Genomic DNA, 25,406 nt, shown 5'->3' with positions numbered 1-25,406 from the left:
TCGCGGAGGTTCTTTCTTGCACTCCGCGACCTCAGCGCCTCTGCGTGAAAATCTTACTCGCCCAAACTGCCCAGCGATGCCAGAAACTCGCTCATCTCCCCGGCGGCATGCGCATCGCCTTGAACGCGGGCGGCTTCAATTCCATCACGCAGCACGGTCCGCGCTTCATTCACGCGTTCGAGCCGCACGAGTTGTTGCCCCGCCATGAAAAAGGCAGGCACGTAGGGTGGCTTGTCATTCGTAAGCTCGCCGAGTTTGGCCAGGCTCGCATCGTTCTCACCTGCCTTGTCAAGTTCCATCGCCAAGCTGTACCGCAAGAACGTATCCGTGGGATCGTCGGCCAGCATCGCCTCGATTTTTTCACGCCGTGTGCTCATCGTTATCAAAACTCCCCGGTGATTTTGAGAATCTGCCCACGCTTCATGTTCGTGCCGCTGCCAAGCGCCGTGACATAGAGGATGCCGCTCTGATCGAACACCAGACTCGTGGGTCGCACAACAGAGGCAATTTTCACGGCCCGGCAGGCTGGCCGACCATTTTCGCGAGCATCATCCAACCGATACACGCCGCCCGCCTTGTCATTGTCCCACGCTAAATCCAAGGCATACAACTGTCCCAACGGGCTGTAAGCCAAACCAACCACATCAAACAAACCCGGGGCAAGTTCCAACGCAACATCACCATTGGAAGGAATGATAAACGCCACGCGGCTATCAAGTTTGTCCGAGAGTTCACCCAAATATCCGGCGACAAGGTATTGCCGTTGCGCGGAGGGGCTCAGGCATAACCCCGCGGGCCAGCGCGATTCGCCATCGCGTTTGCTCGGGGTCAAAGTGCGCGGCGCATCCAAGCGATTGGCGATCAGCGCCGCTTTGAAAATCGTACCTGCATCATCGGCCGAACCTTGTGAGAGAAAGGCCGACGTCTCGCCGACGATCATTCCCTGAAAACCAACACCGATCGCCGTATCGTCTTGGGGCAGATCGGCAATGTGCTCCGGCTTGTCCGCAGCCAGTGGCTTGTCATCCTCAGGCAGCGCGTACACGGCGACTTTTTCGGCCCCGTTCTGAACCGTGCCACCCCATACAGCCAGCTTTGTCGGCGTGACAAATCCCAACGCCCAAGGACCGACTTTGAGGTCAATCTGGTCAGTCAATGCGTGCGGAGCAAATCCGGCAACGACTTCCGCTCTCTCAGCAGAGTTATTGGCAGCGAAGCGTAAAACCCGTCCCGCGCCGCTTTCGGCCAAGTAAATTTGCTGCGGCTCGTCTTTGGCAATCGCGGGTTGGATTACAAGCCCAGCAGGATTATCGAGCCCCTCGGCAATCACTTCGACCTGAAAGCGGTTTGACTCGTCGCCATGGGGCAAAGCGGATTCTTCCGCGGCCCGAACCGGCAACGGAATGGCCACAAGAATCAGCAGCAAGCACAGCATCCTGCGTTTCATAACCGCTCCTCGAAAACCGCGGAATTACGCGTGGGCCGCTTCGTAGGCAGAAATCTTTTCTTCGTGTTCGAGCGTGAGCCCAATGTCGTCCAGCCCATTGAATAGACAATGCCGACGGAACGAGTCCACTTCGATCTTGGCGAAGAAGCCGTGAGAATCGCTGAGCTTTTCTTCTTCAAGATCGGCCGTGAGGGCATAGGAATGATGCTCCGCGGCCCGCTGGAACAAATCTTCAACCTGTTCTTCGCTCAAACGAATGGGAAGTATGCCGTTCTTGAAGCAGTTGTTGTAGAAAATATCAGCGAAGCTGGGGGCAATGATCACGCGGAAGCCATAATCCTCGAGCGACCAAGGGGCATGCTCGCGGCTCGAGCCACAACCGAAATTTCGCCGAGCGAGCAAAATTGTGGCCCCTGCCGCCTCGGGCTTGTTGAGTTCAAATTCTGGATTCTGCGAACCGTCGTCGAGCTTGGCCCAATCCCAGAACAAGAATTCGCCAAAGCCGGTTCGTTCGATCCGCTTTAAGAATTGCTTGGGGATGATTTGATCGGTATCGACGTTCGCGCGGTCCATGGCCACGACTTTGCCGGTGTGTACAGTGAATGCTTTCATGTTGAATTACTCCCAGTCGCGAATATCGACAAAATGACCGGCGATCGCCGCGGCGGCCGCCATGGCTGGTGAAACCAAGTGTGTACGGCCCCCTTTGCCTTGGCGACCCTCAAAATTTCGGTTCGAAGTCGAAGCACAGCGCTCACCCGGCGAGAGTTTGTCGGGGTTCATCGCCAAGCACATGCTGCAACCTGCCTCACGCCACTCGAAGCCGGCCTCTTAGAAAATCTTGTCGAGACCTTCTTGTTCGGCTTGAATTTTGACCTGGCCGCTCCCGGGGACCACCATCGCGCTGACATGGCCAGACACCTTGTGTCCCTTGGCCACGGCGGCGGCGGCACGCAAGTCCTCGATGCGTGCGTTCGTGCAGGACCCAATAAACACGCGATCCAACTTAAGATCGGTGATTGCTTCGCCACCTTTGAGCCCCATGTAATCGAGCGCGCTCGCGGCTGTCTTTTGTTCCGTGGCATCCGAGAAGTCGCTCGGCTTGGGAACATTGGAATTCACAGAGACCACTAAACCTGGGTTCGTACCCCAAGTGACTTGCGGAGCAATATCGGCGGCTTGAAAAACGAGCGACTTGTCGTAGGTCGCGCCAGGGTCAGTCGGCAGCATCCGCCATTCCGCCACCGCGGCGTCGAAATCTTTGGGTACGAACTTACGACCACGCAAATATTCGTAAGTCGTATCGTCAGGGGCTATCATTCCCGCGCGAGCTCCCCCCTCAATCGACATATTGCACACGGTCATGCGATTTTCCATCGTGAGCGAGCGAATCGCTTCGCCCGTGTATTCGACGCAATATCCGGTGCCACCATCGGTCGTGATCTGACCAATCAAATACAGAATCAAATCCTTGGCCGTCACGCCACTACGCAGCTGGCCATCGACGCGAAGTTCCAACGTCTTGGGCTTATCCTGCAACAAAGTTTGCGTGGCAAGCACGTGTTCGACTTCGCTCGTGCCGATGCCAAAGGCCAAGGCGCCAAACGCGCCGTGAGTTGACGTGTGGCTATCGCCGCAAACGATTGTCATGCCCGGTTGCGTGTAACCCAGCTCGGGGCCGATTACGTGCACGATCCCCTGATTGGGATCATTGAGGTCGTAGTGCTTAATGCCAAATTCTTGGCAGTTGTTTCGCAAGGTGTCGATCTGCTTTTTGGAGATCGGATCAAGAATCGGCAAGCTGCGGTCGGAGGTCGGCACATTGTGGTCGGCCGTGGCGATGGTCCGCTCGGGGCGTCGCACTTTTCGCCCCGTCATCCGCAAACCATCAAAGGCCTGCGCGCTTGTCACTTCGTGCACCAATTGCAAGTCGATGTACAGAATCGTTTGCCGCCCTGGTTCTTCAAGTACAACGTGATTATCCCAAATCTTTTGAAAGAGCGTACGTGGCTTCATGGTCGGTGAGGTGTGCAAATGGGCAAGCTGAGTGGAAAGACAGGCCCTGCGGTCGCTGGAGCCTGGGAAACAAACAGTTCATTCTATTCGGCGATCCCCGGGAGTGAAAGACAGGGGATTTTCCCAGGAGGTTCGGGAAAAGAGTCTGCGAGTGGAGTCAAGAATATCGCGGATGTGGTTTTCACACCGCCGCCAGTTCCACCGCTTCCGCCGCCATCGCTTTGCGTTCGGGGCAGCCGTTGCAGTTCCACCACTCCGAGGCTAACTTGCTCGACCAGAGGTCGCTAATTGGCACTTGCTCCAACTGCTCGGCCAGCGAGGCGACGTCTTGAAAACGATCCTCGGGGGCTTTCTCCAAGCAGCGCATGATGATCTCGTCGAGTTCCACGGGAATCGAGGGGTTGAGTTCCCGTGGTGAAACGGGCGTCTCGCTCGCGTGAGCGACGAGCACTTTGATCGGCTGTTGATAATCGAACGGCGGTTTACCCGTGACCATCAAATACATGACCGCACCCAAGGAATAGATATCGCTCCGGGCATCGACTTCCGTCCCGCCAGCTTGCTCGGGAGCCATGAAGAGCGGCGAACCCGTGATTGTTCCTTCTTGCGTCAGACCCGCATCGTTGGCATCGCTCAGGGGCTTGGCCAGACCGAAGTCCAATATCTTGGCAACGTCATACATCCCGCCACGGTAGGCACAGAAGATGTTTGCGGGCTTGATATCCCGGTGTACCAATCCATGCCCGTGGGCTTCGGACAGGGCATCGCAGACTTGCCGCATCAGATAAACTGTTCGACCAGCCGTCATCGGGCCGTAATCCGCAACAATTTCGCCGATGTTGTGCCCCGGCAAAAATTCCATCACATAATAAAAGGTCCCATCCGCCGTCCGGCCGTAATCATAGATGTCGACGGAATTCCAATGCGAGAGCTTGGCCGTGGCTTGCACTTCGCGTTCAAAGCGGGCTAACACTTGGGGATCGCCGGCCTTTTCAGGGCGAATGACTTTGATTGCGCAGGGGCGCTTCATCATTTGGTGTTCGGCCAGATAGACCTCGCCCATGCCGCCACTGCCGAGCATTTGCCGCAAGCGGTATTGGCCAAGTTGCTTGGCAACGAACGCCTCTTGCCGCAACGTGCCAATCGCCCGCACGCCGACTGTTCCCGTCGCCACGGCGATGGCCATGATCAAAAAGTGTTCGATGAATGTTCCATCAAAATCATCATGGTCCAACAAGGCCGCAAATTCAGGAGAGCGAAAATCAGCAATGATGATCGCGAGTAATGGAACTGCTCCAAAAATGCTGAGCACCACCAGGGCTCGACGCCAAGTGTTGGGTATGAATATCGAATAACAGAAGATCAGCAGCACCCAGAACGAAGAAATATGCGGCACATGGGCATGGCCATCGGGGAGCTGCGCACAATCAATCAGGTTATAAACGTTCACCGTCATCATGTAAGCGGCCGGCGCGCCGAAGATCAAAAACTCGGCGATCCGCAGATGCTTCCAAACCATGTTGCATTTCACGCAAAGCCGCCAAGCCATGAATGCTAGCAACAGAGTCACTGCAATATGGCCTACGAGCAATTCACCGCTGCCTTTGGCTGTGTATTCGTCGAAAGTCGAAAACGACCTCAACAGAAACACGCCAAATCCGGCACATAGTAAGATCGCCACAATACGCAACCGATTGCGCAAAACATTGAGCGTTTCTTGGCTTAAGTGTGGTGCGCTGCCTTCAACGATGGCGATGCCTCGTCTTGCAGCAACGCGATTATCCACCGACGATGGCGAAGCCGCCTTGCCGAGTAACCGCAGCGGCGACTCGATCGTCTCGGCCGAGCCAGAATCTGAATGTTGCCTGGCCTGAAATTTATTTTTTGCCATGGATGGTCCAACTTCTCAGCAAGACACTTTTCTCGTGTAGACACAGTCGCCGCCGCAAGTGATATTGCTTTATGGTAACTCGCGTTCGCCCGATAGGGCAGGGGTATGGATCCTCTGGTTCGGGCAAAAACAGCGGGCAAACTGCGTTGACGAACCGTTGAGGTTCTCCAACGTAGTTCTATACAGGTGTTGCAAATGGGCAACAGAAGGTTGCCCTTAATCAGCGCGTCGGCGGCATAGTGGATGGCCAGCAACACGCTCGGCTGAAGGAGCCTCGGAGTAGGACACAGATGGATCGCTGATCCGCCCCGTCGCGAAAAGTTTCTCTCATTGCCCCGGCTTTGTGAACTAGGCTTCTAGTGTGTCAAACGCTGCGCTTGGATCGCGCTGTGTTGATACTCACTTATCCTATCACTTTTCACGATGCTGCCGTCACCCCTCTGCGGCTGCCACCAAGGCTCTTATCACTTGTATGGAAATTGGCTCGCCGGCAGACAGTTTCGCCCTGCGCGATTCCGTTTGCTGTGTTGCGAAGCGAGTTGCCCAGAGGGGAAATGGAATGCGCAAGGCTGCCAAAACAAAGACGAATCAATTCGCCTGGAAGGGATGCATCGAAACTCTCGAAGATCGCCGCATGATGACGGCCGATCCGTTGTTTGGTGGTGCTATTGAACATCACTACATCGAAGAAGAAATTCAGATCGATCATGAAGTCGTTTCCGATCCTGACTTCTGGCTCGATACGAATGCTCTGCTTGATCTGGATGACCAGCTCGACAGCATCGAGCAAACGCTTTATAGCGCACACAATACAACGGGGCTGAATTCAGTCGTTGCCAATTACGGCTTCACGGGCATAGGCCAAACGGTCGCCGTCATCGACAGCGGCATTGCCTACGACCACTTCGCGCTCGGTGGGGGATTCGGATCGAATTATCGCGTCGTCGGTGGTTGGGACTTCACGGGCGAGAACGACGCCAATCCCTACGACGATGGCCCTTCGGGTTCGCACGGCACACAGTCGCCGGCATCATTGGTGGCAGCGAAGGCAATGACAAAGGCGTTGCTCCTGGCGTCGATCTTGTCGCCTTGCGCGTCTTCGACGATTCGGGAGCTGGTTACTTCAGTTGGGTTGAGAATGCACTTCGCTGGGTCATCAATAATCGCAACAGTTTTGAAAACCCTATAACGGCAATTAATCTTTCGTTGGGCGTGGCCACTTGGAACGCCAATTCCGCGCCGTCATGGTCAACTCTCGAAGACGAGTTTCGTGACCTCGAGGCGGCCGGAATTTTCATCGCTGTATCTGCCGGCAATGCTTACGCAAGTTACAACACGCCCGGATTGAGCTATCCGGCCGCGAGTCAGTACGTCGTACCAGTAATGTCGGTCACTGACGCAGGTGTGCTGGCCAACTACAGCCAACGCGACGTTCGTGCGATCGCCGCACCAGGATCGTCGATTCGTAGTACTGTGCCCGATTACAAAGGCAACAAAAATGGAGTTGCCGACGACTACGCGATTTTCTCCGGCACGAGCATGGCGTCGCCGTATGTGGCTGGTGCCAGCGTACTCATTCGCCAGGCGATGGAATTCGCTGGTCGTGTGAATATCACGCAAGATATGATCTACGACCACATGATGGCGACCGCCACGTCATTCGTCGATTCGTCGACGGGGCTGACATTTAAGCGTCTGAACGTGAGTGCGGCGATCAATGCCCTCATGCCGACCGACGATTACGGTTCGACGGTCGCCACGGCCCACAATCTGGGTTCGCTCAATAGCTCACGAGAAGTGAGCGGAGTGATTAGCACGCTCTCCGATGTCGACTACATGAAGTTCACGGCTACGAGCACCGGAACCGTTTCGTTCTCCGCCGCGAACATGACCCACGAGATGGACGTTGCTTGGAGTTTGTCGAACGGCTCGGGCTCGCTCAGCAACAGCGGGGATACATTCACATTCAACGTTGTCGCCGGCCAAACCTACACGGTTGGAGTTTCTTCGACCGGCGGTTTGGGTTATTACGATTTGGAAATCGCCACGGCGGGCAGCAGTTTCACCTTTACTGATCTAGGTGCTATCAGCTATTCGCAGTTGAGCGGCCTGTCGATGAACGGCGAAACTTGGTATCGCGTTCAAGCCAGCCAAAATGGTTATCTCACTATTGAAGGTTTGTACGGCTCGAACGGACAACTTAATGTTCAGCTCTACAACGCCAACCGCGAGGTTATCGTTTCGGGCAATGCGGCCAATGGTAGTTCGCGCGTGGACACCTATGCCACTGCGGGCCAGGAGTTCTATGTCTGTGTGATCGGCAATAACGCCGACGCGGGGTTGCGGCTGAGCAATTTGGTTTCAGTTTCGGGAACCACTGTGAACGTCACCGGCACCAGTGGCAACGACACGTTTGAATTCACAGCCGGCAGCACGCACAGACTCACGGTAAACGGCATTACCCACGACTTTAGCTCGATCGCCGTGAGTGGGTTTAGTATTAACGGAGCCAACGGCACGGATTCGATCACAATCACCGGGACCAGTGGAAACGAAAGCGCCACGTTGCGAGTCGGCAACGCAATCGTAGTTGGTACTGGATACTACGTCGCGACCGTGAATACAGAATACGCGACAGTTAATGGCGGTGGCGGTAGCGATCTGGCGATTTTGTACGATTCGGTCGGCAACGACACGTACACTGCCACAGCAACATCGGGAACAATGTCAGGAACGGGCTTCCAAAACATCGTCTCTATGTTCTCTAAGACATTCGCACATTCAACGGCTGGCACAGATGCCGCTCTGCTCTATGACGGGACGACGAACGACTACTTTTATTCCCAACCTCAATATGGAATTCTGTACGGATCTAACAACAACTTCTACAACTATGCAGGAGGATTTGATTCCCTACAGGCATTCGCAACAAATGGTGGTGACGACCGGGCATTTTTGTACGATAGTTCGGGAAACGACATCTTCACGGCCACACCAGAATACGGCAACCTGCGTGGAGCTAACAACGAGTTCAATGTCCAAGCGAATGGTTTCGACTATCTCTCGGCTTATGCGACATCGGGTGGAAACGACGTCGCTTCTCTTTATGACAGTGTCGGCAACGATCTTTTCATAGGCCATTCAAACTACTCGTCATTGATGGGTCAGGGCGCATCCTTTACAAACGTGGCTCAAGGATTCGACGAAATTTACGCCTATGCAACTCGCGGAGGAGTTGATTCAGCCAACCTCTACGACAGCGTGGGTGACGACACATTCACTGGTCGGCACAACTATGGAGTTCTGCAAGCCAACAATGGCTCATTTCTTAACCACGTCTCAGGCTTTGAACGAGTCAATGCATTTTCCAGCAAAGGTGGCAGTGACACGGCGTATTTGTATGATGGATCGACTAATGATCGTCTCGTGGCTGGCCCAAGTTATGCCTTGCTCTTCAGCCTAACCGGTGAGTTTTATAACTATACCGCAGGCTTTGATCGTGTCTATGCTTACGCAACAGCTGGCGGAACCGATTACGCAACGTTCCACGATTCGGCGGGCAATGATCGCTTTACGAGCCGCGCGACGCACAGCGTTATGGAGGATGTGGCAGGCACGTATTATAACTATGCCAGCGGCTTCGACGGTGTCTACGCCTATTCAAGAAGCGGTGGCAGTGATATCGCGTATTTCTATGACTCGAATGCCAACGACAGAGTTTTTGGACGAGATGACTATCTTATATTTTCAGGCGCTAATTACGGCAATCTCAGCAGTGGATTTGCAAAAGTCAATCTCTATCAAGATTTTACGGACGCTAACGATGTAGACGTTAGCAGCATCGATTATTTATTCGAAACCATTGGGAATGCGTGATTATCCGGCAGCGCGAGAAAACCACTTCTCCACCTTCCGTGAGTCGACGACTGCTTGGATCTCTCGCCGAAATCTTTCGTGTGCGGTTGATTGATCACACCATTGAAGCGCCCAATTGCGTCCTTGGGTTCCATAAGATTCCTGTCGAGCCCTATCGCGCAACAGTGACGCAATGGCCTTGGCCAGTGCGAGCGGATCAACCTCATTCGTTGTAAAACCGGCTCCCACGCGTGAGACCATACGAAGCGAACCAGCCTCCGCTGAGCCCACCATGAGAATCCCACGGTTTGCCATCATATACTGGCTCAATTTCGTCGAAAAAGAGAGACGCGTGTAATCTCCCTTTTTCGTATCGCAACTTTCCACATGAACAAGAATATCCGAATCATGGAATATCTGCGGTAGTTTGTCGGGCTGCGCCCATCCGCGCAATTCAACGACCGGCGAAATGTTAAGCGCCGTACCATGCTCTCGAAGTTGGTTCTCAGGCCCGTAGATTGCTAAACGAATAGGTAATTCATCGCTATTCAGTGATTGAAGTGCTAAGGCCAAGGTGCGTAGTGTTCGCCAACGTTCGAGACCTAAATTGCCCGAGTAGACAAGTCTTATAATTCCATCGGGTCGACGTGGCAAGGGATCATAAACATCCGGATCGATACCTGTCGTAAACCACGACCATTCTTTGCCATAGCGCGAACTATATTCTTGAGCCATAAGAGGGCTAATCGCAGCTAAGCCTTGTGAGTAGTCAACAGCTCGTCGAAACCACTTGTCGGAAAGCGACTGCAATTTTCCACTGAAGGGTACGTCCTGATACTGGGCCGTAACAAAGTCATCTGTCACGTGAGTATAAAGGGGCAGATTCAATCGGGAGCAGGCCAGATAAGTATTCTTGGTGAGATGGTAATTTCCCAAAAGTGCATAGACACAATCGGGTTGTAGCTCCCTCAACTGACATTCGAGTAATCGGCTAAGCGGAAACGTAGCGTTCCAGAGTTCAGCACATGGACGAAGCCAATTCATCCATTGCGGCTGCCTAACTAACGATGTCACCTTGCGACGGATTGATCCACTAAATTCTTCTAGCCTTGTCGGTGGTGGTTTCGGTGTAATTCTTTCCTGCGATGAGCTTCTCTTTAATAATCGCACTCGTCCCCAGGAACTTATCGAGCGGTAATCAGCACAGAGTGAATGATCAGGTTGCCAGGTTTCAACCGTGGGAAAATAAATTTGGCTCAATCGTTCGCGTGGCCAGCCTTGAAAGAGAGATTTCATAAGGATGCCATTGCACTGATCACCGCACATGGGGTTCATCGATACAATGGCAACTCGTGGGTATGAAGGCTGGCTCATGTAATAATTCTTGGCGTTAGGACATGTCGCACCTGAGTGCGGCGTTCACGGGTTAGTAGCCAAAGCATTAGCGTTCCCCAAAAGGCAATCGCTTCTTCCGGGAACGAGATACGGCCATTATTTGCAGGGATATAATAAAAAAACATCAATATCTGCACCAGAAATCCTACCGCGAACGGATTCGTCTTGCAGACAGCATCCTTCCAGACGAGAGCTAACAGATAGCCCATCCAGCCCATAAACACGATGGCACCAAAAAAGGTCAAATCAGAAGCTAGCCAAGGATAGGCCGTATGCCATACGCCAAATGCGTCGTAACCTGAGTCGGCCTGCAACCGCAAAGGGTATGTCGTTTCCGTGATGAGTGACGCATCGGCACCTAGCATGGCTGCACAGTGCGTCAAAAGACGCGAGTGACCACAGCCATAGCTCCACTCGAAAGGCAATTCTAAGCATAAAGAAAGCCCCTCATAGCCGTGACTCCAATAGTTGCAGATCATATAGGAGGTATACTCCAAAGAGTCAGGCAACGGAAAGCCATACAATTCCTCCGACCAGCCAATCGTCCAATGGGGATATTGATTACCCGAAAGCTGATAGCGGGCCTGTCGTGAATGACCGAAATACTTAATGCCAGCAAACATTACCACAAGCGTTACGGCGACCAACGTCAACCGTTTCATCCAAGGGTTGCTTTTCTTTCGCTTGCAGAAATTCTGGGTATCAGATGATTCTTGCACAGAGCGGTGATGCACTGCGAGCCAAAGCATCCAGGGAATTACCAACACCATGTCGAAAAGCCCCATGGCAGCGCCCGAGAAAATTGCAAGTGCCAAGATCCCCACCATGCCTATGCCCCATAGGACTTTCCAGAATAGCCCCATACTTCTTCCGTAGACAATTCCTAAGGGCATAAAAAGCGCCAGCAGGGGAGCAGAGAGTCCACGTGCCAATATCAACCCAACGAAAGATTCTTCTTCAAAGCTCTTGAGCCGCGCCATATAAGCGGCATTAGGATCTGCAAGGGCTTCCGACAGACTTAAGTTGCCATAATTGCGGTAGTGTAAGGTAATTGGCAACAATACTAGCGTGAGCAAAATCGTTAGGGGCAACAATCTACGCACCGAAATATAACCCGCATAACGTCGCGGAGGGTTGGCCATCCCAAGCTTGAACCCCATGGCAATTGCCAGTTGCCCAAGTGCAAGGTAGGTATAAAGAGTCGTTTGATTGAAGACCGTGAATTGAACTGGCCCGAATGCAAACACGAGCACGGAACCGGTTAAATACAGCTCAAAAAACAGTATCGGAGCTAAGCGGACGAGCCGCGACGAGAGCAGCGCTGGATAGGTAACCCCGCGACGATGCACCTGAGGAAAAGCACGTGGAACGTGACCGGATAAAGGTGCTGGCGAGGGAAGCGCCCTGGGAAAAGTTGGTGCTGACGATCTCATGCGGTTGCCTCCTTCACCACAATCTCTGATCCCCCCCGAAGGCTTGCCAACATGCTGGTTGGTGAAGGGATTAAACGGAATAAACTCAGCAGTGCTACATAGGTAATAGCGAGTGGCAACCCAACAATGAGCAGTTGCAGAGCAGCTTCAAGTCGACCCGTTGTGGAGAACGAGAAATTACTGGTGACTTTCCAAGCAATCGTGGTTAGCACTATTGTCACGAGAAAAATGCCGCTGCTGCGAGCAAGTATTTCGCGCGGCAGATTGATGCGAGAATGTAATATCAGAACGAAACAGATTGCACCCAGGCACCAACTTAGTGCCGACGAAAGGACACAACCTTCTACGCCACATATCGCAACCAGAGTTGGCTTTGTAATCAGAATGAAGATTAAAGTGATCACTGCATAAGCTGTTTCCAGCCCAGGCCGGCCAATGCCTTTGGCTAATGCTACCCCGGCACCAGTAAACACGAGCCCGGAAGTGACCCCTAATAGCAACAACACCAAATAGACATGCGATTGAGGATGATCTTCGCCTAACCACAAGACAAAGAGCGGCTCGCGCATCGTACAGACGAAGAAAGCCAGCAGGCCGACTCCCGCTGCCAACCATGTGCTCACTTGTGTATAGAGTTCTCGGATAGAAGCCCAGTTTTGCACCGCGTAGAGAGAGCCGACCGCGGCAGTCAATGGCAGGCAAACGGTCCCACCCACTTGCATGATTAGTAAAGAGAACCGTTGTGCGATGGCGAAATAACCCGCCTCAGTCACTGTCCCCATTGAAGCGAGAATAAGTTTGTCGGCATGATCGCGCAGTAGCAACGTGAGATTGCTGAGCAACAACAATCCAGCAAATGGCATTAGGACAGTGAATTCATGAGGCGAAGGCCAAGCAGGCCATAGTGCAATTCGACCACAGATTGAAGTGGCAACCGCATAGCTGGCCAACAGGGTTACTCCAAACCCCGCAAGCATGCCGCTTAACAAGGCATTCAACCCTCCCCCTGATAAAAGTATGCCGATGATCGTGCCATTTGTCACAATTAAGCCGAGTGCTTGAATTAGTGCAGCCAAACCCGCTCTTTGGTAACCAGCAATTAAAGCTAAGAGAGCCTGATTGACTCCTCCCAAGAGCATCACCATTACGATCTGGGGTAAGAGCCACCGTGCCTCGCCAATCCACTGCTCAGGCACACTTAATCCGGCGACTATCGAATTTCGAAAAACCCAAAGCGATGGCACACACAATACAACCAAGAGAAGTGTCACTCCCGTGCCAAGACGTACCAATCTGCGGCTTTCGTGCTTATCATCCGCGCCGCAACTGACAGACATTCCCCATAGCAAGGTTCCGTTAATCGCTGTTTGGAAAATCATCGCGGTGCTCGATACAGCAAGCAGACACTCCCACACGCCATACCCATCGGGCCCAAGTCGGGCGATGATGATCGGGACCGAAAGAACGACAACGAGTGCGCCTGCCACGCCCGACAAAGCCATGAGCGCGCTATTCTTCAGCAACGGACGTAATAACTGATTTGCAGGCATCACTTGTGGCTTAACAGACTGGTGTATGCGACAGCACAATTAATAGCGATTGCATAGTCCCGGATTCAGTTAACACCGTCAAGAGAATCATGCACTCTTGCGGATAGCTGCCGAAGATAGCTGAGTTGAAGTCGACTCACTAATGTTTTTCAACACACAGCGTATTTGATTAATAGAAGTGCTATCAATTCCAGGATGCACTAAAAACATCAAGCTCGTTTCGCCAAGCTCTTTTGCCACGGAATACCGTTCCGCGGGTCGCCATTCCCGTGGGAAGGCTTCTTCCAGATAGATCTCACTGCAGGAACCCGTGAAACATGGCACACCTAGAGCATTGATTTCCGCGACGAGACGATCTCGATTCCAACCGGGCAGTAATTTCTCAGGCCTAACAAAAGCATAGAATTTATAAAATGAGTGGTAATCTTCGACTGCTGGCTGGGGCACGCGAATTGCGTCACAATCGCTGAGCACTTTACGATAGAATTCCGCATTCTGGCGGCGAACCTTGACCCAGGCATCAAGCTTTCTTAAGACAATGCGACCAATGGCCGACTGCATTTCCGTCATCCGCCAATTGGTTCCAAATGACTTATGCAGCCAGCGAAAGCCGGGGGCATGCTGTTGGTTATGAACCGCGTCGTAACACTTTCCATGATCTTTGTAGCTCCATGCCTGTTTCCAAATTTCCTCGCGATCGGTCACGAGCATACCACCCTCACCTCCGGTGGTCATAATCTTGTCTTGGCAAAAGGAGTAGACGCCAATGTCACCTATTGTTCCCACGGGCTTGCCACGATATTTGGCACCGTGAGCCTGCGCACAGTCTTCAATGACCCATAAATCCAAACGCTTTGCCAGCTCCAAGATCGGTTGCATATCACAGGGCCAACCGGCCAAGTGCACGGGAATAATCGCCTTGGTACGCGACGAGAGATGGGGGCGAATCGTCTCGGCAGTCATCGTTTGACTGTCGCGATCGATATCAACGCATATGGGCCGCGCGCCACGTGCGACAACACTGCTCGCCGTGGCAATGAATGTTCGACTCGGAACGATGACTTCATCGCCGGGCCCAATATTTAGCACAGCAAGCGCTAGCTCCAAGCCCACGGTCCCATTCGCTAACGCTATCGCATAGCGCGAGCCGACGTAGGCGGCAAATTCTTTCTCAAAGGCAAGACCTTCCGTTCCCGTCCAGTAATTGAGACGTCCAGAACGTAACACGCGTTCGACGGCGGCAATTTCATCGTCGCCACATACGGGCCATGCAGGGAAATCCGAGAACTTCATCTTGATTTAGCCGATTAGGAAGGGCGCTCGCATGCTAGCAACATCGTCACTTTGAGTCGTACAGCGGGTGACGTATAGCGGCAGCAATTGTGCCCCGTCAAGGCGAGTCTGATCTTGTAGATAGCAAGTGTCATTACTAGAATCGCCGCAATCCTGTCCAATTTTTGAACACGGTCGACAAAAGATCTGATGCCCTTCCAAGCTCTTCAAGTCCACATTAAATACTCGCTTGATCGTGTTAGCGCAGCACTGCTTCTGATGTTGCTACTACCGGTTGGCCTCGTCGTGGCATTTTTGATTAAGCTCGACAGCCGTGGGCCAATCTTTTTTTGCCACACTCGCGCGGGTTACAAGGGCAGGCCATTTGATGTGTTCAAATTCCGCACGATGGTACAAGACGCCGACAAGCTTTTAAATGAGGATGGTTCTCCCCTAGAAAATCGCATTACTCGCATCGGTCGTATCCTTCGCCGGACAAGCATCGATGAGTTACCTCAAATTATCAATATTCTTTTAGGGCAAATGTCTTTCATCGGGCCCCGTCCTGGAATCTTAGAACGCCATGAGCGTTACACTGCTCGACAGAAAGGCCGTTGTGACATGAAGCCCGGCATTACAGGACTAGCTCAAGTTTCCGGCAGGAACACACTTCCTTGGTCGCAACGCATCGAGTTCGATCTTCAATATGTGAACAACTATTCCTGGTTGTTAGATCTGAGCATCGCATTGAAAACCATACGAGTTATACTTACCGGCGACGGCATAGTGCTCGATAGGAACCCAGAGCATGTCGATGATATTCCTAAGAAGGTCGTTCTAGATAGCAGATAATCGCATGTCCTGTGAGCGAATCGAACCCACTTTGATCGGACACTACAAGAAGGATGAGAGTTATGAGCAGATGCTTTTGGCACTCAACCAGTCGCTGGCAAGCAGTCACGATCAAAATCTCCTTGAACTGCCTGAAGACTACTCCACAATCCACATCGTTGGCGCACCACGATCTGGCACGACGCTCTTATCTCAGCTGATTAGTGCCAATTTGGATGTCGGTTATATCAATAACCTCATCGCAAGTTTCTGGCGAGCGCCTTGCTACGGCATTAGACTTTCCGAAAAACTGCTCGCGGGAGCCAGGCCGTACAGCTATAGCTCCGATCTGGGACGAACGGCAAGTATTCAAGAACCCCATGAATTTGGCTATTTTTGGAGATACCTTTTAGATTATCCAGAAATGGCTGAACAACCGGCAGGCTTTGAACAGCACATTGATTGGGTTCGCTTGCGCAAAGTGCTCATCAACATGACACATGCGTTCGACAAGCCCCTCGTGTTTAAGTCGTTCTTATTGATTTGGCATTTGAAGAGAATGCAGCAGGTTCTGCCGAAAAGTATATTTCTTTGGATACGCCGTGATCCCATCGACAACGGGCTGTCGATCCTCAAGGCCAGAGAAGCACAACTGGGTTCGATAGATAAGTGGATTTCACTTAAACCTAAGGAATATGTTTGGCTACAGCATCAACCAGTGCCTTCGCAGATTGCCGGTCAAATCTTTTTTACTGAGCGTGCGATTGCTGAGCAAGTTGGGCAGATCGGCAGCAACAACACACTAATAATTGAATATCGCGACCTATGCACCAATCCTCAAGGCGTTCTCGAACAACTGCTCGAGCTACTTAAGAATAATGGTCAGACGGTAAAGCAAATCAGCTCACCGCCCGCACAGTTTCCCTTTTCTGCAAGTCCTACTGAACATTACCTCCGCGATCAATTACGCGCCGCTTACGAGAATCTTCAGGCACAGACAGGCTAGGGTTCAATGCTGACTGTTCTCTCGACCTAAGCTGCTTTGCGATAGGTTGGAAAAAACATCTCCTGAGAATGAGATGGCTTGCCGCAGCTAGCTATCATCGCTTGCTCATAACGATTTCTATCAGTAATGATCCGCGAAGTCTGGAATGAACTTCGATGCTTCGAGAAGGCTGCCTTAAATGCGAACAAAGAATCTTCTTGTCCATCAACTCCACCACCTAAATGAAAAACCTTATCGCCGCGCTCTTTGCCCCAATATCGCATATGATCGAGCAAAAATTTGGTTGGTGCCAAACGCAGGTACTTCTCATCCGAACCGCTGAGATGGTACTGCAGAATTCCGTGACACTCACTAAAGAGTGCAGCAGCAGCTATTTCTCCTTCAGGGGAAACGACACTGGCAAGATGAAGACATTCGCCCCATGCTTCACGAAGACCATATATATAATCCAAGCAATAACAATATCTGCTGTTGGCACCTACGCGTCCCATGGTCGCTTGATACACTCGATGAAATTCCGGTAACATCGACCAATCGTCGATAGCCACTTCATAATCGAGTTTGCCTAAACGCCGAACACTGTACCGAAGTTCGTTTCGCGTTTGCGCGTGCCACTCCTCGATCGACTCCGTGAGGTCGACAAACACGGTCTGACCATGATCGACGATCTTCTCATTAGCAATAGCGCGGCGTGAAAGTCTTGGCCATACGGGGTGCCAGCGCAAAAAGAGTGAAATCACGTCATTGTCTTGGGCAACTTTTGCGGCCTGGTGCAAAAAATCGTTCATCGATGCAGCGTCGCGGCATGAGCCGATAGGTGCCGGATATCCGTACGGAACCGTCGCATCGCGCCAGGAGTCGGGTAGTCCAAGTCTTGCAGGAAGAGATCGTAACAGTAGAGGAACGAGAAATTCATCGCCCTTATCGTCCACTCCATACAGTGCGGCAGGCTCATGGGTTCCCTGTTGAGATTCCAAAGACGCATATTTTGGCAAATGATAAACATCATGTTCCACTCGCCCAAGCATGGCAGACCAGCGAGCATCATCCGTATTTATCAGTTCAACTTGCATGAGAAAAATCAAGTCTCTCAGGAATGGGGATAAGATGGGCCAAGTTCCAGACTCGGTTGATGATCGACTGTTTTTTTGAACTTGTTTTTACCTTGTGTATCGAGCAACAACGTCTCGAATTTTTGAATCTGTCGATCCGGATGATAATGATTGTTGTACGCCGACAACGCACATCGAGCCATGCTTTGTCGCTCAGTTGAGGGCAGGTTATAGAGAGTTCTAATCGCCTTGGCTAGTGCTTCTGGGTGGGATGGTTGCACGGCAATTCCACAACCATGTTTCTCAATAAGCGCACCAGCCTCTCCCTCAACAGCCATCAAGATTGGCCGACCAGCCGCCATATAGGCAAAAGTTTTCGAAGGAATAGATATCTTCGACATAGGGTCACTTTTTAGATGAACCAATAGTGCATCAGCCAACGGAAACAGCTTTTGCACCTCGGTTGGCGACTTACGTCCCAGAAATCGCACGTTGTTTAATCCCCGCTGATTGGCATAGGCAGCGAGTTCTTCACTTTCCATGCCATCACCAACCATGATGAACTGCACTGCAGGAGTATCCAGCAATAGTAAGGCAGCATCAATCACTGTGCGAAGATCCTGCACTGGGCCCATCGTACCGGCATACATAACGTTGAATCGGCCTGCCAGCTTCTCTGCTTGCGCGAATGCAGCATCTCTTGGTACCGGATCAAATTGACCAGCACTAGGCCAACAGTGAATTAAAGAGAGTTTCTCAGCCGGAACTCCTAGATCTACTAAATTGCCCCAATATCCTTCCGTGATCACATTAATACGCTCAGCGCCTCGATAAACGAATTTCACAATCGCCCGAATGATGCCCAGAGCAAATCGATTCCGCATAAACCCCGTGGCAGCCACGCTCTCTGGCCACAAATCCACCACGTCGCAAACATACGGTATACGCTTGACTCGGCTAATCACCCAAGCCGCTAAACCCACGGGAAACGCCGATTGATAAACGAGAATGACATCGGCTTGTCGAGCCCGCCATAATCCGATTGTCGCGGCCGACAATGCGAAAGAAAAATAATAGAGCACTCGCCGTAGGATCGACCGGCTGTGGTCAGGCCATTGCGGTAGTCGCGTGACGTCAATGCCGTCGACCGTTTCTTGCTGATAGAGCGATTGGCGGTATCCAGAGTAGATACGGCCCAAAGGATAGCAAGGGAATCCTGTAATAACCTGAACGTCATGCCCACGTTCGCGCAGGCCCCGCGCCAAGTCCGCGAATTTGAACGTCGGCTCGGGCGAGTAATACTGAGTTAGTATAAGTACACGCATAAATAAATCAGAAGCCTATTTGTTTCATGCCGCCTGCGTATGCTGGGCGCCTTGTTTGATGATTCGCGCCGGGTGACCCACGGCTGTGACATTTTCAGGCACGTCCTTGATGATCACCGTGCCCGCACCAACCACGACGTCGGCACCGATTTGGATGCGCGGCACGACAATGCTGCCGGTTCCCAAGAGTGTTCGCTGACCAATATGAATAGCACCCGCCAAATGACAACCTGGACCAATATGGACAAAATCACCGACCAGGCAATCGTGATCGATGGAAGCAGCCGTGTTGACAATGGCATGACGACCAATATGGCTATCTGGTTGAATGATAGCTCCAGCCATGATCACACTACCGGCCCCTATGCTCGCGGCTGCGTCTACGTAAGCCGTCGGATGAACCAAGGTAATCCAAGTAAATGAAAATTGTTCAACGATTGCCTGTCGTGTTAATGAATCACCAATAGCGACAATAGCACGCGTCGTGGAATGGGTAGGAAGGCCAGAAATGCTGCCACGCACTTCGATTCCTTGTATATTCTTGCCAAGCAACTCGGGTGCGTCGTCGTAGATGCCTGATATCTCGTACCCAGCGGCAAGCAAAGTACTGACGACCACCTTGGCATGTCCTCCCGCGCCAAGCACGATGACACCCTTATCAAGATGCTCTTTGACGGCTTGCTCCTTGGTGCCTTTAAATTTTTCCATCGTTGCGTGACCATTTTGACTTACGCCCTGTCGCGTGAGAACTTTGCCAATTGTTTTAAAAAGAATCTGAAGATCTAACGCAAAACTGCAGTGATCGACATACCATACATCATGGCTGAACTTCTCTTCCCAGCTCAAAGCATTGCGTCCATGGATCTGGGACCAGCCCGTCAGCCCGGGGAGCAGTTCATGGCGGCGCATTTGATCAGGCGAATAGAGTTCCAAATACTCGACCAACAACGGTCGCGGGCCTACGAAGCTCATTTCACCTCGTAAAATGTTCCATAGCTCCGGAAGCTCGTCCAAACTCCAAGCTCGCAATAATTTCCCGAATGCAGTAAGCCGCTGTTCGTCGGGCAAAAGTTCGCCGCGATCGTCCACGGCTTCATTCATGGACCGAAATTTAGTGAGATTGAATAACTTTCCCTGCAAACCGGTTCGAGCATGACAAAAGAGAACGGGGCTACCAATTTTGAAGCGAACACTAAGAGCTACAAGAAGAAGTACCGGCGAAAGAGCGACCAAGGTTAATGCGGCAAGAACGAGATCAAATAGCCGCTTGCCATGCTGTCGATAAAAGCTCGCAACGAAGGGTCGGCCGTTGGATTGGCCAGGAGCATGATCCGCTCGCATCTGGGCTGACTCAGGTAGGTTTTTCATGGTCTTTGCGCCACAAAAGGTTAACCGTCCTTACGCCGCGACAATGCCATCCCACAAATGCCCTAACTTGGCAGTGCCTAAAATGAGCTTAAGTACGCGGTAAGACGTGTTGGTAACATCATATTCTTTTGCAATGGGTTGCCGACGATCATGGGCCGCGCTTTGCACCACCAACTCCACGCTCCGCAAAATTGTCTCGGGGTCACGTCCCGTAAGCACAATGTGCCCAGAATCCATGGCCTCGGGACGTTCCATCGCGGTTCGCATTGTGATGGCTGGAAAACCAAGTATTGAACTTTCCTCGCTAATCGTGCCGCTATCAGACAGCGTGCAATACGCTTCCAATTGAAGTCGCACATAATCGTGGTATCCAAAAGGCGGAAGAAAACGAATATTGTCACGCGAACGAAATTTAAGCGCATCCAGCCGGCTTTTAGTTCGCGGATGAGTCGTTACGATGACGGGGAGCTGATATTTATCGCTCAACAAGTTCATAGCCTCGAGAAGCTCGGTAAGATGTTCCTCAATGTCAACATTTTCCGCGCGATGCATGCTCAAGAGAAAATATTTTTGAGACTCGAGCTGCAGTTTCGCCAGAATGTCGCTGGAGTCAATTCCCGGCTTGTTGTCATCGAGCACCTCTCTCATCGGCGATCCCGTAAGATAAATCCGCCGCGGGTGAATGCCTTCGGCAAGCAAATTTCGACGCGCGTGCTCGGTATAAACCAAATTAAAATCGCTAATATGATCGATAATACGCCGGTTCAATTCTTCAGGCACGTTAAAATCAAAACAACGGTTACCAGCTTCCATGTGATACAACGGAATTTTCATGCGGCGGGCGATAATCCCCGCGAATGCGCTATTCGTATCGCCCAAGATTAATACCGCATCGGGCCTTTCCTGTCGCAAAACTTCTTCTGACTTAATCAGCACGTCGCCTAATATTCTGCCTAAAGATTCCCGGTTGACGTTCAAAAAATGCTTCGGCTGCTTGACTCGCAGATCCTTGAAGAACACTTCATTGAGTTCGTAATCGGAATTCTGGCCGGTGTGTACGAGGACGTGCTCTGTATGCTGATCCAACAGCTCCATGACGCGTGCCAAGCGAATAATTTCGGGCCGAGTCCCCAGGATGGTCATCACTTTGAGCTGTTTCGTCATTTCTAAGCGACCTTTTCGAAGTAGGTATCCGCGTCTTCGGGAACATAAATCTCGTTACACCAAAACATCGTGAGCAAATCTTCTCGTCCCACGTTTTCGATTTGGTGCGTGTAGAGGACGGGAATCGAGACGAACTGAGGAGAATCACCCGACACAAGGAATTCATGCACCTCGGTCTCGTCAACTTTTCGTAAGCGTATTGCAGCTTCACCCTTAAGAACGCAGAACCATTCAATCTTACGGGTATGAAAGTGATTGCCGCGGATCACGCCCGGTTTGGTCGTGGAAAAAAATACTTGTCCGCCACTTGCCATACGAATGACTTCATACAACGATCCCCGTTCATCACGATGTATTTGTGGTCGATGGACGTGCTGGTCAAGCTCCAAATAAGATAGGTAGGTCGCGTATAAGCTGGCATCCAGGGGATCGCTGATATCTGGCACCATGTTATGCACGGTGTGGCTTGACTGGAATGATTGCAACTTGGCCAACAATTCGGTGACTCTCAATTTCGCCGTTCCATCAAGCCGCAGTTCTTGAACATTTTGGCCGTGGTCGATCTCTTGGCAGATCCGTTTCACCAACTCGTTAATCCATATGAATTCAATTTCGCTATCAACGTCGATGCACGGACCGATTCCATGTGCTAATTGGTGACAAAATGTTGCCACGACGGAATTGTAAAACGGCTTACACCCTGGCCCATAAACATTCGGTATAATTAGATTCGTGGCACATCGCTGAGGACCTGCTTTAGCCCACTCATCGAAAATCTTCTCAGCCTGTTTTTTCGACTTACCGTAGTAATTCTCTCGATCGCGCTGAGTGGAAGAGGCAAAAAGTATTCTTAAAGGCTTATTCGCGGAATCAGCAGCAGCTACTAATTTTTCAGCCAATGCTACGTTCACTGCATAAACTTCGCCTTCCTCGCCACGATTCTTTCCGGCCAGATGGACGATCACGTCGCAACGGGATACAAAGCCTGCCAATTCCTCAGGACAATCAAAGGCCGCACGAGGGCAGGGGAGTACTGTAATGTTTGATTTTGCCCGAAGTGTGCGAATCAAATGTCCTGCGACAAATCCGTGCGGGCCCGTAACTCCAATCACTTGCGCGCAATTTGTTAGCTCGCTCATGCGGCCCTCCGCTGGGCAAACCCTTGCGGCAACCACTGCTCGAGATCGCGATGAATTTCCGGCAATTCCAAAAGCAATTCTTCGGTTTCGCGAACTGACAATTGAGGCGCGTTTTCGGATGTGTAGCCTTCCCGAGCGATCGTCTCCGAAACCAGCCCACGCACAAAATATTCGTCGTAATTTTGTTCGCGCTGACAATGCACGCGATAATAGTCGCCACAATCCTCGGCACGTGTTAACTCTTCTGCGCTCACCAAGATTTCATGTAATTTCTCGCCGGCACGAACGCCTACAATTTCAATGGGATTGTTGGCTTGAAATAATTTCAGCATCGCTTTGGCCAACGTATGAACCGACGTGGCCGTGGCTTTGCGAACAAAAATATCGCCTTGCTCACCGTTCTCCATGGCAAACGTCACGAGGCGCACGGCTTCGGCGAGCGGCAAAAGCAACCGCGTCATATGCGGATCGGTGATCGTGAGCGGCATGCCGCTGGTGATCTGTTTTACAAAAAGAGGAATGACCGAGCCTCGGGAATACATGACGTTGCCGTAACGTACGCCACAGAAAATCGTCTTGGTATTTTCCTGCTTTGCTCGTGCAAGCGTGAGCTTTTCCATCAAGGCCTTGGTTTGCCCCATCGCATTAATGGGATAAACCGCTTTATCTGTGCTCAGAACCACCATTTTTTTGACGCCGTTGATTTCCGCGGCATCGAGCACGTTGTGTGTGCCCATTACGTTTGTGAGCACCGCTTCCATCGGAAAAAATTCGCAAGATGGCACTTGCTTGAGCGCGGCCGCGTGAAACACATAGTCGACGCCACGCATCGCCATGAACAGCTGATTGCGGTCACGAACGTCACCAATGACAAACCCAAGCCGTGGGTCGTTGAATTCCAGGCGCATATCGTGCTGCTTCTTTTCATCACGACTGTAAACTATGACCCGCTCGGGGTTATGTCGACTTAGCACAAGCCGAATAAAATCGTGCCCAAAAGAGCCCGTGCCACCAGTAACAAATAGTGTTTGCCCGTTGAACATTGCTCGAGCATCCTTCTGCGAGTAATGATTCGGAATGTCTCTCCGCACGGCATCCTTACCGTGCGAGCAGCAGAGAGGTCAGTCGCTGCTTGTGTCAGACAAAATGCCAGTTCGATTTGCGGGGGTAACTGACATTCGGTTAGGGCGTAAGTTTAGAAGGACCTCGTAAAACAAGGCAAGGCCAGATGGAAATGCCGCATTCTGACAGCACTTCCTCTCAAAAGCCAATCCCCAGCTAGCATCGAGGCGAGATTCGTGGTCCCGCAAAAAAGGACTTGCCGCATTGCAGGCGAGTTAGTATTTCAACCCTCCCGGAAGAGGGTGTCAAGCAATCCCGTGGCTTAATCTATCCCCTTCATATCCCTTGGATGATGCGTACGCACATCGTCGAGACCCAAAATTATGCGTCTGTTGCATCACAATCCTCATCGAAAACGACTGCGTCATCACAGCAGCGCGGTGAACTTGGGGGCAACTTGCTCGCAACAGTTTGTTTGTCTGTGTGTTTTGCTGTTGTCGGCTCTTTCTGCGACCGGTTGTCGCAACGCTATGTTTCAAGCGCACAATCTTCCCTTGGACCTGCGCGCGCGACCCTCCGTAGGCGATGTATCGTTCAACATGGCACGCATGACTGGCAATGGATATGACAACTCACTAATCGGCCCTGACGACTTGTTAGACGTAACCGTGGTCACGGGTCGCGACAATGAAGAGGCCAGGCCAGTTGCCGTTCGTGTTGGCAAAGAAGGCACTGTAGAGGTCTCACCGATTGGGCCGGTTCAGGTTGGAGGTCTCGATCCCGTCGATGCGGGGCAGCTGATCGCTTCTACCGCTATTGAACGGGGCATATACGTCCAACCCAACGTCACCGTGGAATTCAAGAAAAAAGCGGTCAATCATATTACGGTTTTGGGTGCCGTTGAAAAACCAGGACTTATTGAAGTTCCTCGGAATTCTTGTGATGTCGTGAGCGCCATCGCTATGGCGGGCGGTGTTTCCAAAGAGGCAGGCTCGGAAGTGGAGATTATTCGGCAGCACATGGCAACTGGTGGTGACTACACCCGCTTTGCCCAGGAATCTTCGCAAGACACGAAAGAAGGTGAAATCGAACTCGCGGCCTATAGCACTCTTAACAATGCGGCTAGTGCCCCGATTGCAGTCGCTAACGGTCAAGCGGTGACCCAACGCATCAATCTCGCCGACGTGGCTGCCCGCAATGTGTACCAGGATTATCGGTTACAAGATCGTGACGTCGTCATGGTCCAGAGCAAACCCAAGCGAACGATCCACGTGGGTGGTCTTGTGAAGAACCCTGGTCAATTCGAGCTCTCACACACGGAAGATGTCCGCCTGTTAGATGCCATTGCCCTCGCGGGGGGCAGCTCTTCGATCATCGCCGACAAGGTGTATATCATTCGCCCCACTTCGACACGCCCCCAGCCGATCGTGATCCAGGCGAGCATGCAACGTGCTAAACACGATGGCCAGGAAAATCTCATTCTCGCTGAGGGCGACATGATTAGCATCGAACAAACACCGGCAACGGCCGTCTTCGAAACACTTTCCAAGCTTTTCCATCTCACGGTCGGTGTTTCCGGAAACAACTTTTTCTAAACAGC

General features: G+C 51.8%; 18 protein-coding genes and 1 pseudogene. 4 read left to right on the top strand and 15 right to left on the bottom strand.

What is annotated here, in order from left to right; genetic code table 11:
* Positions 1–53 precede the first annotated feature (53 nt).
* From AC6T8Q_RS14640 to AC6T8Q_RS14620, 5 genes and pseudogenes are all read right to left on the bottom strand, one after another.
* A complete protein-coding gene (locus AC6T8Q_RS14640) occupies positions 54–377 on the bottom strand; it encodes a hypothetical protein (RefSeq protein ID WP_500679783.1) in 324 nt (107 codons plus the stop codon).
* Between the two features lie 5 nt (positions 378–382).
* Positions 383–1,447 carry a hypothetical protein gene (locus AC6T8Q_RS14635; RefSeq protein WP_500679782.1) on the bottom strand — a complete coding sequence of 355 codons (1,065 nt, stop codon included), beginning with the start codon at positions 1,445–1,447 and terminating at the stop codon, positions 383–385.
* Between the two features lie 24 nt (positions 1,448–1,471).
* Positions 1,472–2,059, bottom strand: a complete 588-nt coding sequence (gene leuD / locus AC6T8Q_RS14630) for a 3-isopropylmalate dehydratase small subunit (protein WP_500679781.1) — start codon at positions 2,057–2,059, stop codon at positions 1,472–1,474.
* A gap of 6 nt (positions 2,060–2,065) precedes the next feature.
* Positions 2,066–3,463: pseudogene (leuC, locus tag AC6T8Q_RS14625) on the bottom strand (3-isopropylmalate dehydratase large subunit).
* Positions 3,464–3,644: 181 nt separating this feature from the next.
* Entirely contained in the window at positions 3,645–5,354 is a 1,710-nt protein-coding gene (locus AC6T8Q_RS14620; protein ID WP_500679780.1) for a serine/threonine protein kinase, read from the bottom strand.
* Between the two features lie 951 nt (positions 5,355–6,305).
* Here AC6T8Q_RS14620 and AC6T8Q_RS14615 point away from each other — a divergent pair.
* Positions 6,306–9,230 carry a S8 family serine peptidase gene (locus AC6T8Q_RS14615; RefSeq protein ID WP_500679779.1) on the top strand — a complete coding sequence of 975 codons (2,925 nt, stop codon included), beginning with the start codon at positions 6,306–6,308 and terminating at the stop codon, positions 9,228–9,230.
* On the opposite strand, the gene AC6T8Q_RS14610 is transcribed toward AC6T8Q_RS14615, so the two are convergent.
* The 4 genes from AC6T8Q_RS14610 to AC6T8Q_RS14595 form a co-directional block, all read right to left on the bottom strand.
* On the bottom strand, positions 9,231–10,505 hold the full coding sequence (locus AC6T8Q_RS14610; RefSeq protein ID WP_500679778.1) for a glycosyltransferase: 1,275 nt from the start codon (positions 10,503–10,505) through the stop codon (positions 9,231–9,233).
* Positions 10,506–10,579: 74 nt separating this feature from the next.
* Entirely contained in the window at positions 10,580–12,037 is a 1,458-nt protein-coding gene (locus AC6T8Q_RS14605) for a hypothetical protein (protein WP_500679777.1), read from the bottom strand.
* Entirely contained in the window at positions 12,034–13,587 is a 1,554-nt protein-coding gene (locus tag AC6T8Q_RS14600; RefSeq protein ID WP_500679776.1) for a lipopolysaccharide biosynthesis protein, read from the bottom strand. The genes AC6T8Q_RS14605 and AC6T8Q_RS14600 overlap by 4 nt, the downstream gene beginning before the upstream one ends.
* 87 nt (positions 13,588–13,674) lie before the next feature.
* The gene (locus AC6T8Q_RS14595; protein WP_500679775.1) at positions 13,675–14,880 is read right to left on the bottom strand and encodes a DegT/DnrJ/EryC1/StrS family aminotransferase; all 1,206 of its coding nucleotides are present in this window, start codon (positions 14,878–14,880) and stop codon (positions 13,675–13,677) included.
* A gap of 189 nt (positions 14,881–15,069) precedes the next feature.
* Between AC6T8Q_RS14595 and AC6T8Q_RS14590 the strand changes: the two genes are divergently transcribed.
* The gene (locus tag AC6T8Q_RS14590; protein ID WP_500679774.1) at positions 15,070–15,711 is read left to right on the top strand and encodes a sugar transferase; all 642 of its coding nucleotides are present in this window, start codon (positions 15,070–15,072) and stop codon (positions 15,709–15,711) included.
* 4 nt (positions 15,712–15,715) lie between these two features.
* Positions 15,716–16,696: a sulfotransferase gene (locus tag AC6T8Q_RS14585; protein WP_500679773.1), complete on the top strand. Its 981-nt coding sequence runs from the start codon at positions 15,716–15,718 to the stop codon at positions 16,694–16,696.
* A 26-nt stretch (positions 16,697–16,722) separates the two neighbouring features.
* Here the strand turns inward: AC6T8Q_RS14585 and AC6T8Q_RS14580 are convergent, their stop codons facing one another.
* From AC6T8Q_RS14580 to AC6T8Q_RS14555, 6 genes are read right to left on the bottom strand one after another with little or no spacing between them, the layout of a single operon-like run.
* Positions 16,723–17,769: a GNAT family N-acetyltransferase gene (locus tag AC6T8Q_RS14580; RefSeq protein ID WP_500679772.1), complete on the bottom strand. Its 1,047-nt coding sequence runs from the start codon at positions 17,767–17,769 to the stop codon at positions 16,723–16,725.
* 17 nt (positions 17,770–17,786) lie between these two features.
* Entirely contained in the window at positions 17,787–19,073 is a 1,287-nt protein-coding gene (locus AC6T8Q_RS14575) for a glycosyltransferase family 4 protein (RefSeq protein ID WP_500679771.1), read from the bottom strand.
* A 24-nt stretch (positions 19,074–19,097) separates the two neighbouring features.
* Positions 19,098–20,441, bottom strand: a complete 1,344-nt coding sequence (locus AC6T8Q_RS14570) for a NeuD/PglB/VioB family sugar acetyltransferase (RefSeq protein ID WP_500679770.1) — start codon at positions 20,439–20,441, stop codon at positions 19,098–19,100.
* 30 nt (positions 20,442–20,471) lie between these two features.
* Positions 20,472–21,605, bottom strand: a complete 1,134-nt coding sequence (wecB, locus tag AC6T8Q_RS14565; RefSeq protein WP_500679769.1) for a non-hydrolyzing UDP-N-acetylglucosamine 2-epimerase — start codon at positions 21,603–21,605, stop codon at positions 20,472–20,474.
* 2 nt (positions 21,606–21,607) lie between these two features.
* A complete protein-coding gene (locus tag AC6T8Q_RS14560; protein ID WP_500679768.1) occupies positions 21,608–22,744 on the bottom strand; it encodes a polysaccharide biosynthesis C-terminal domain-containing protein in 1,137 nt (378 codons plus the stop codon).
* The gene (locus tag AC6T8Q_RS14555) at positions 22,741–23,787 is read right to left on the bottom strand and encodes a polysaccharide biosynthesis protein (RefSeq protein WP_500679767.1); all 1,047 of its coding nucleotides are present in this window, start codon (positions 23,785–23,787) and stop codon (positions 22,741–22,743) included. Before AC6T8Q_RS14555 ends, AC6T8Q_RS14560 begins: the two co-directional genes overlap by 4 nt.
* A gap of 618 nt (positions 23,788–24,405) precedes the next feature.
* On the opposite strand from AC6T8Q_RS14555, the gene AC6T8Q_RS14550 reads away from it, so the two are divergent.
* Entirely contained in the window at positions 24,406–25,401 is a 996-nt protein-coding gene (locus AC6T8Q_RS14550) for a polysaccharide biosynthesis/export family protein (protein ID WP_500679766.1), read from the top strand.
* Positions 25,402–25,406 lie beyond the last annotated feature (5 nt).

Origin of the sequence: Bythopirellula sp., from assembly GCF_041737835.1 — a bacterium.
Classification (GTDB): domain Bacteria; phylum Planctomycetota; class Planctomycetia; order Pirellulales; family Lacipirellulaceae; genus Bythopirellula.
Note: the sequence above shows the minus strand (reverse complement) of the source record. Positions and strands in the feature narration are given on the sequence as shown.

Coding starts and splice junctions, on each gene's coding strand:
- AC6T8Q_RS14605 (WP_500679777.1), bottom strand. CDS start 12,037: ATGAGATCGTCAGCACCAACTTTTCCCAGGGCGCTTCCCTCGCCAGCA.
- leuD (WP_500679781.1), bottom strand. CDS start 2,059: ATGAAAGCATTCACTGTACACACCGGCAAAGTCGTGGCCATGGACCGC.
- AC6T8Q_RS14570 (WP_500679770.1), bottom strand. CDS start 20,441: ATGAAAAACCTACCTGAGTCAGCCCAGATGCGAGCGGATCATGCTCCT.
- AC6T8Q_RS14595 (WP_500679775.1), bottom strand. CDS start 14,880: ATGAAGTTCTCGGATTTCCCTGCATGGCCCGTATGTGGCGACGATGAA.
- AC6T8Q_RS14590 (WP_500679774.1), top strand. CDS start 15,070: ATGCCCTTCCAAGCTCTTCAAGTCCACATTAAATACTCGCTTGATCGT.
- AC6T8Q_RS14640 (WP_500679783.1), bottom strand. CDS start 377: ATGAGCACACGGCGTGAAAAAATCGAGGCGATGCTGGCCGACGATCCC.
- AC6T8Q_RS14585 (WP_500679773.1), top strand. CDS start 15,716: ATGTCCTGTGAGCGAATCGAACCCACTTTGATCGGACACTACAAGAAG.
- AC6T8Q_RS14610 (WP_500679778.1), bottom strand. CDS start 10,505: ATGAAATCTCTCTTTCAAGGCTGGCCACGCGAACGATTGAGCCAAATT.
- AC6T8Q_RS14575 (WP_500679771.1), bottom strand. CDS start 19,073: ATGCGTGTACTTATACTAACTCAGTATTACTCGCCCGAGCCGACGTTC.
- AC6T8Q_RS14560 (WP_500679768.1), bottom strand. CDS start 22,744: ATGAGCGAGCTAACAAATTGCGCGCAAGTGATTGGAGTTACGGGCCCG.
- AC6T8Q_RS14580 (WP_500679772.1), bottom strand. CDS start 17,769: ATGCAAGTTGAACTGATAAATACGGATGATGCTCGCTGGTCTGCCATG.
- AC6T8Q_RS14635 (WP_500679782.1), bottom strand. CDS start 1,447: ATGAAACGCAGGATGCTGTGCTTGCTGCTGATTCTTGTGGCCATTCCG.
- AC6T8Q_RS14620 (WP_500679780.1), bottom strand. CDS start 5,354: ATGGCAAAAAATAAATTTCAGGCCAGGCAACATTCAGATTCTGGCTCG.
- AC6T8Q_RS14555 (WP_500679767.1), bottom strand. CDS start 23,787: ATGTTCAACGGGCAAACACTATTTGTTACTGGTGGCACGGGCTCTTTT.
- AC6T8Q_RS14600 (WP_500679776.1), bottom strand. CDS start 13,587: ATGCCTGCAAATCAGTTATTACGTCCGTTGCTGAAGAATAGCGCGCTC.
- AC6T8Q_RS14550 (WP_500679766.1), top strand. CDS start 24,406: ATGGCACGCATGACTGGCAATGGATATGACAACTCACTAATCGGCCCT.
- wecB (WP_500679769.1), bottom strand. CDS start 21,605: ATGACGAAACAGCTCAAAGTGATGACCATCCTGGGGACTCGGCCCGAA.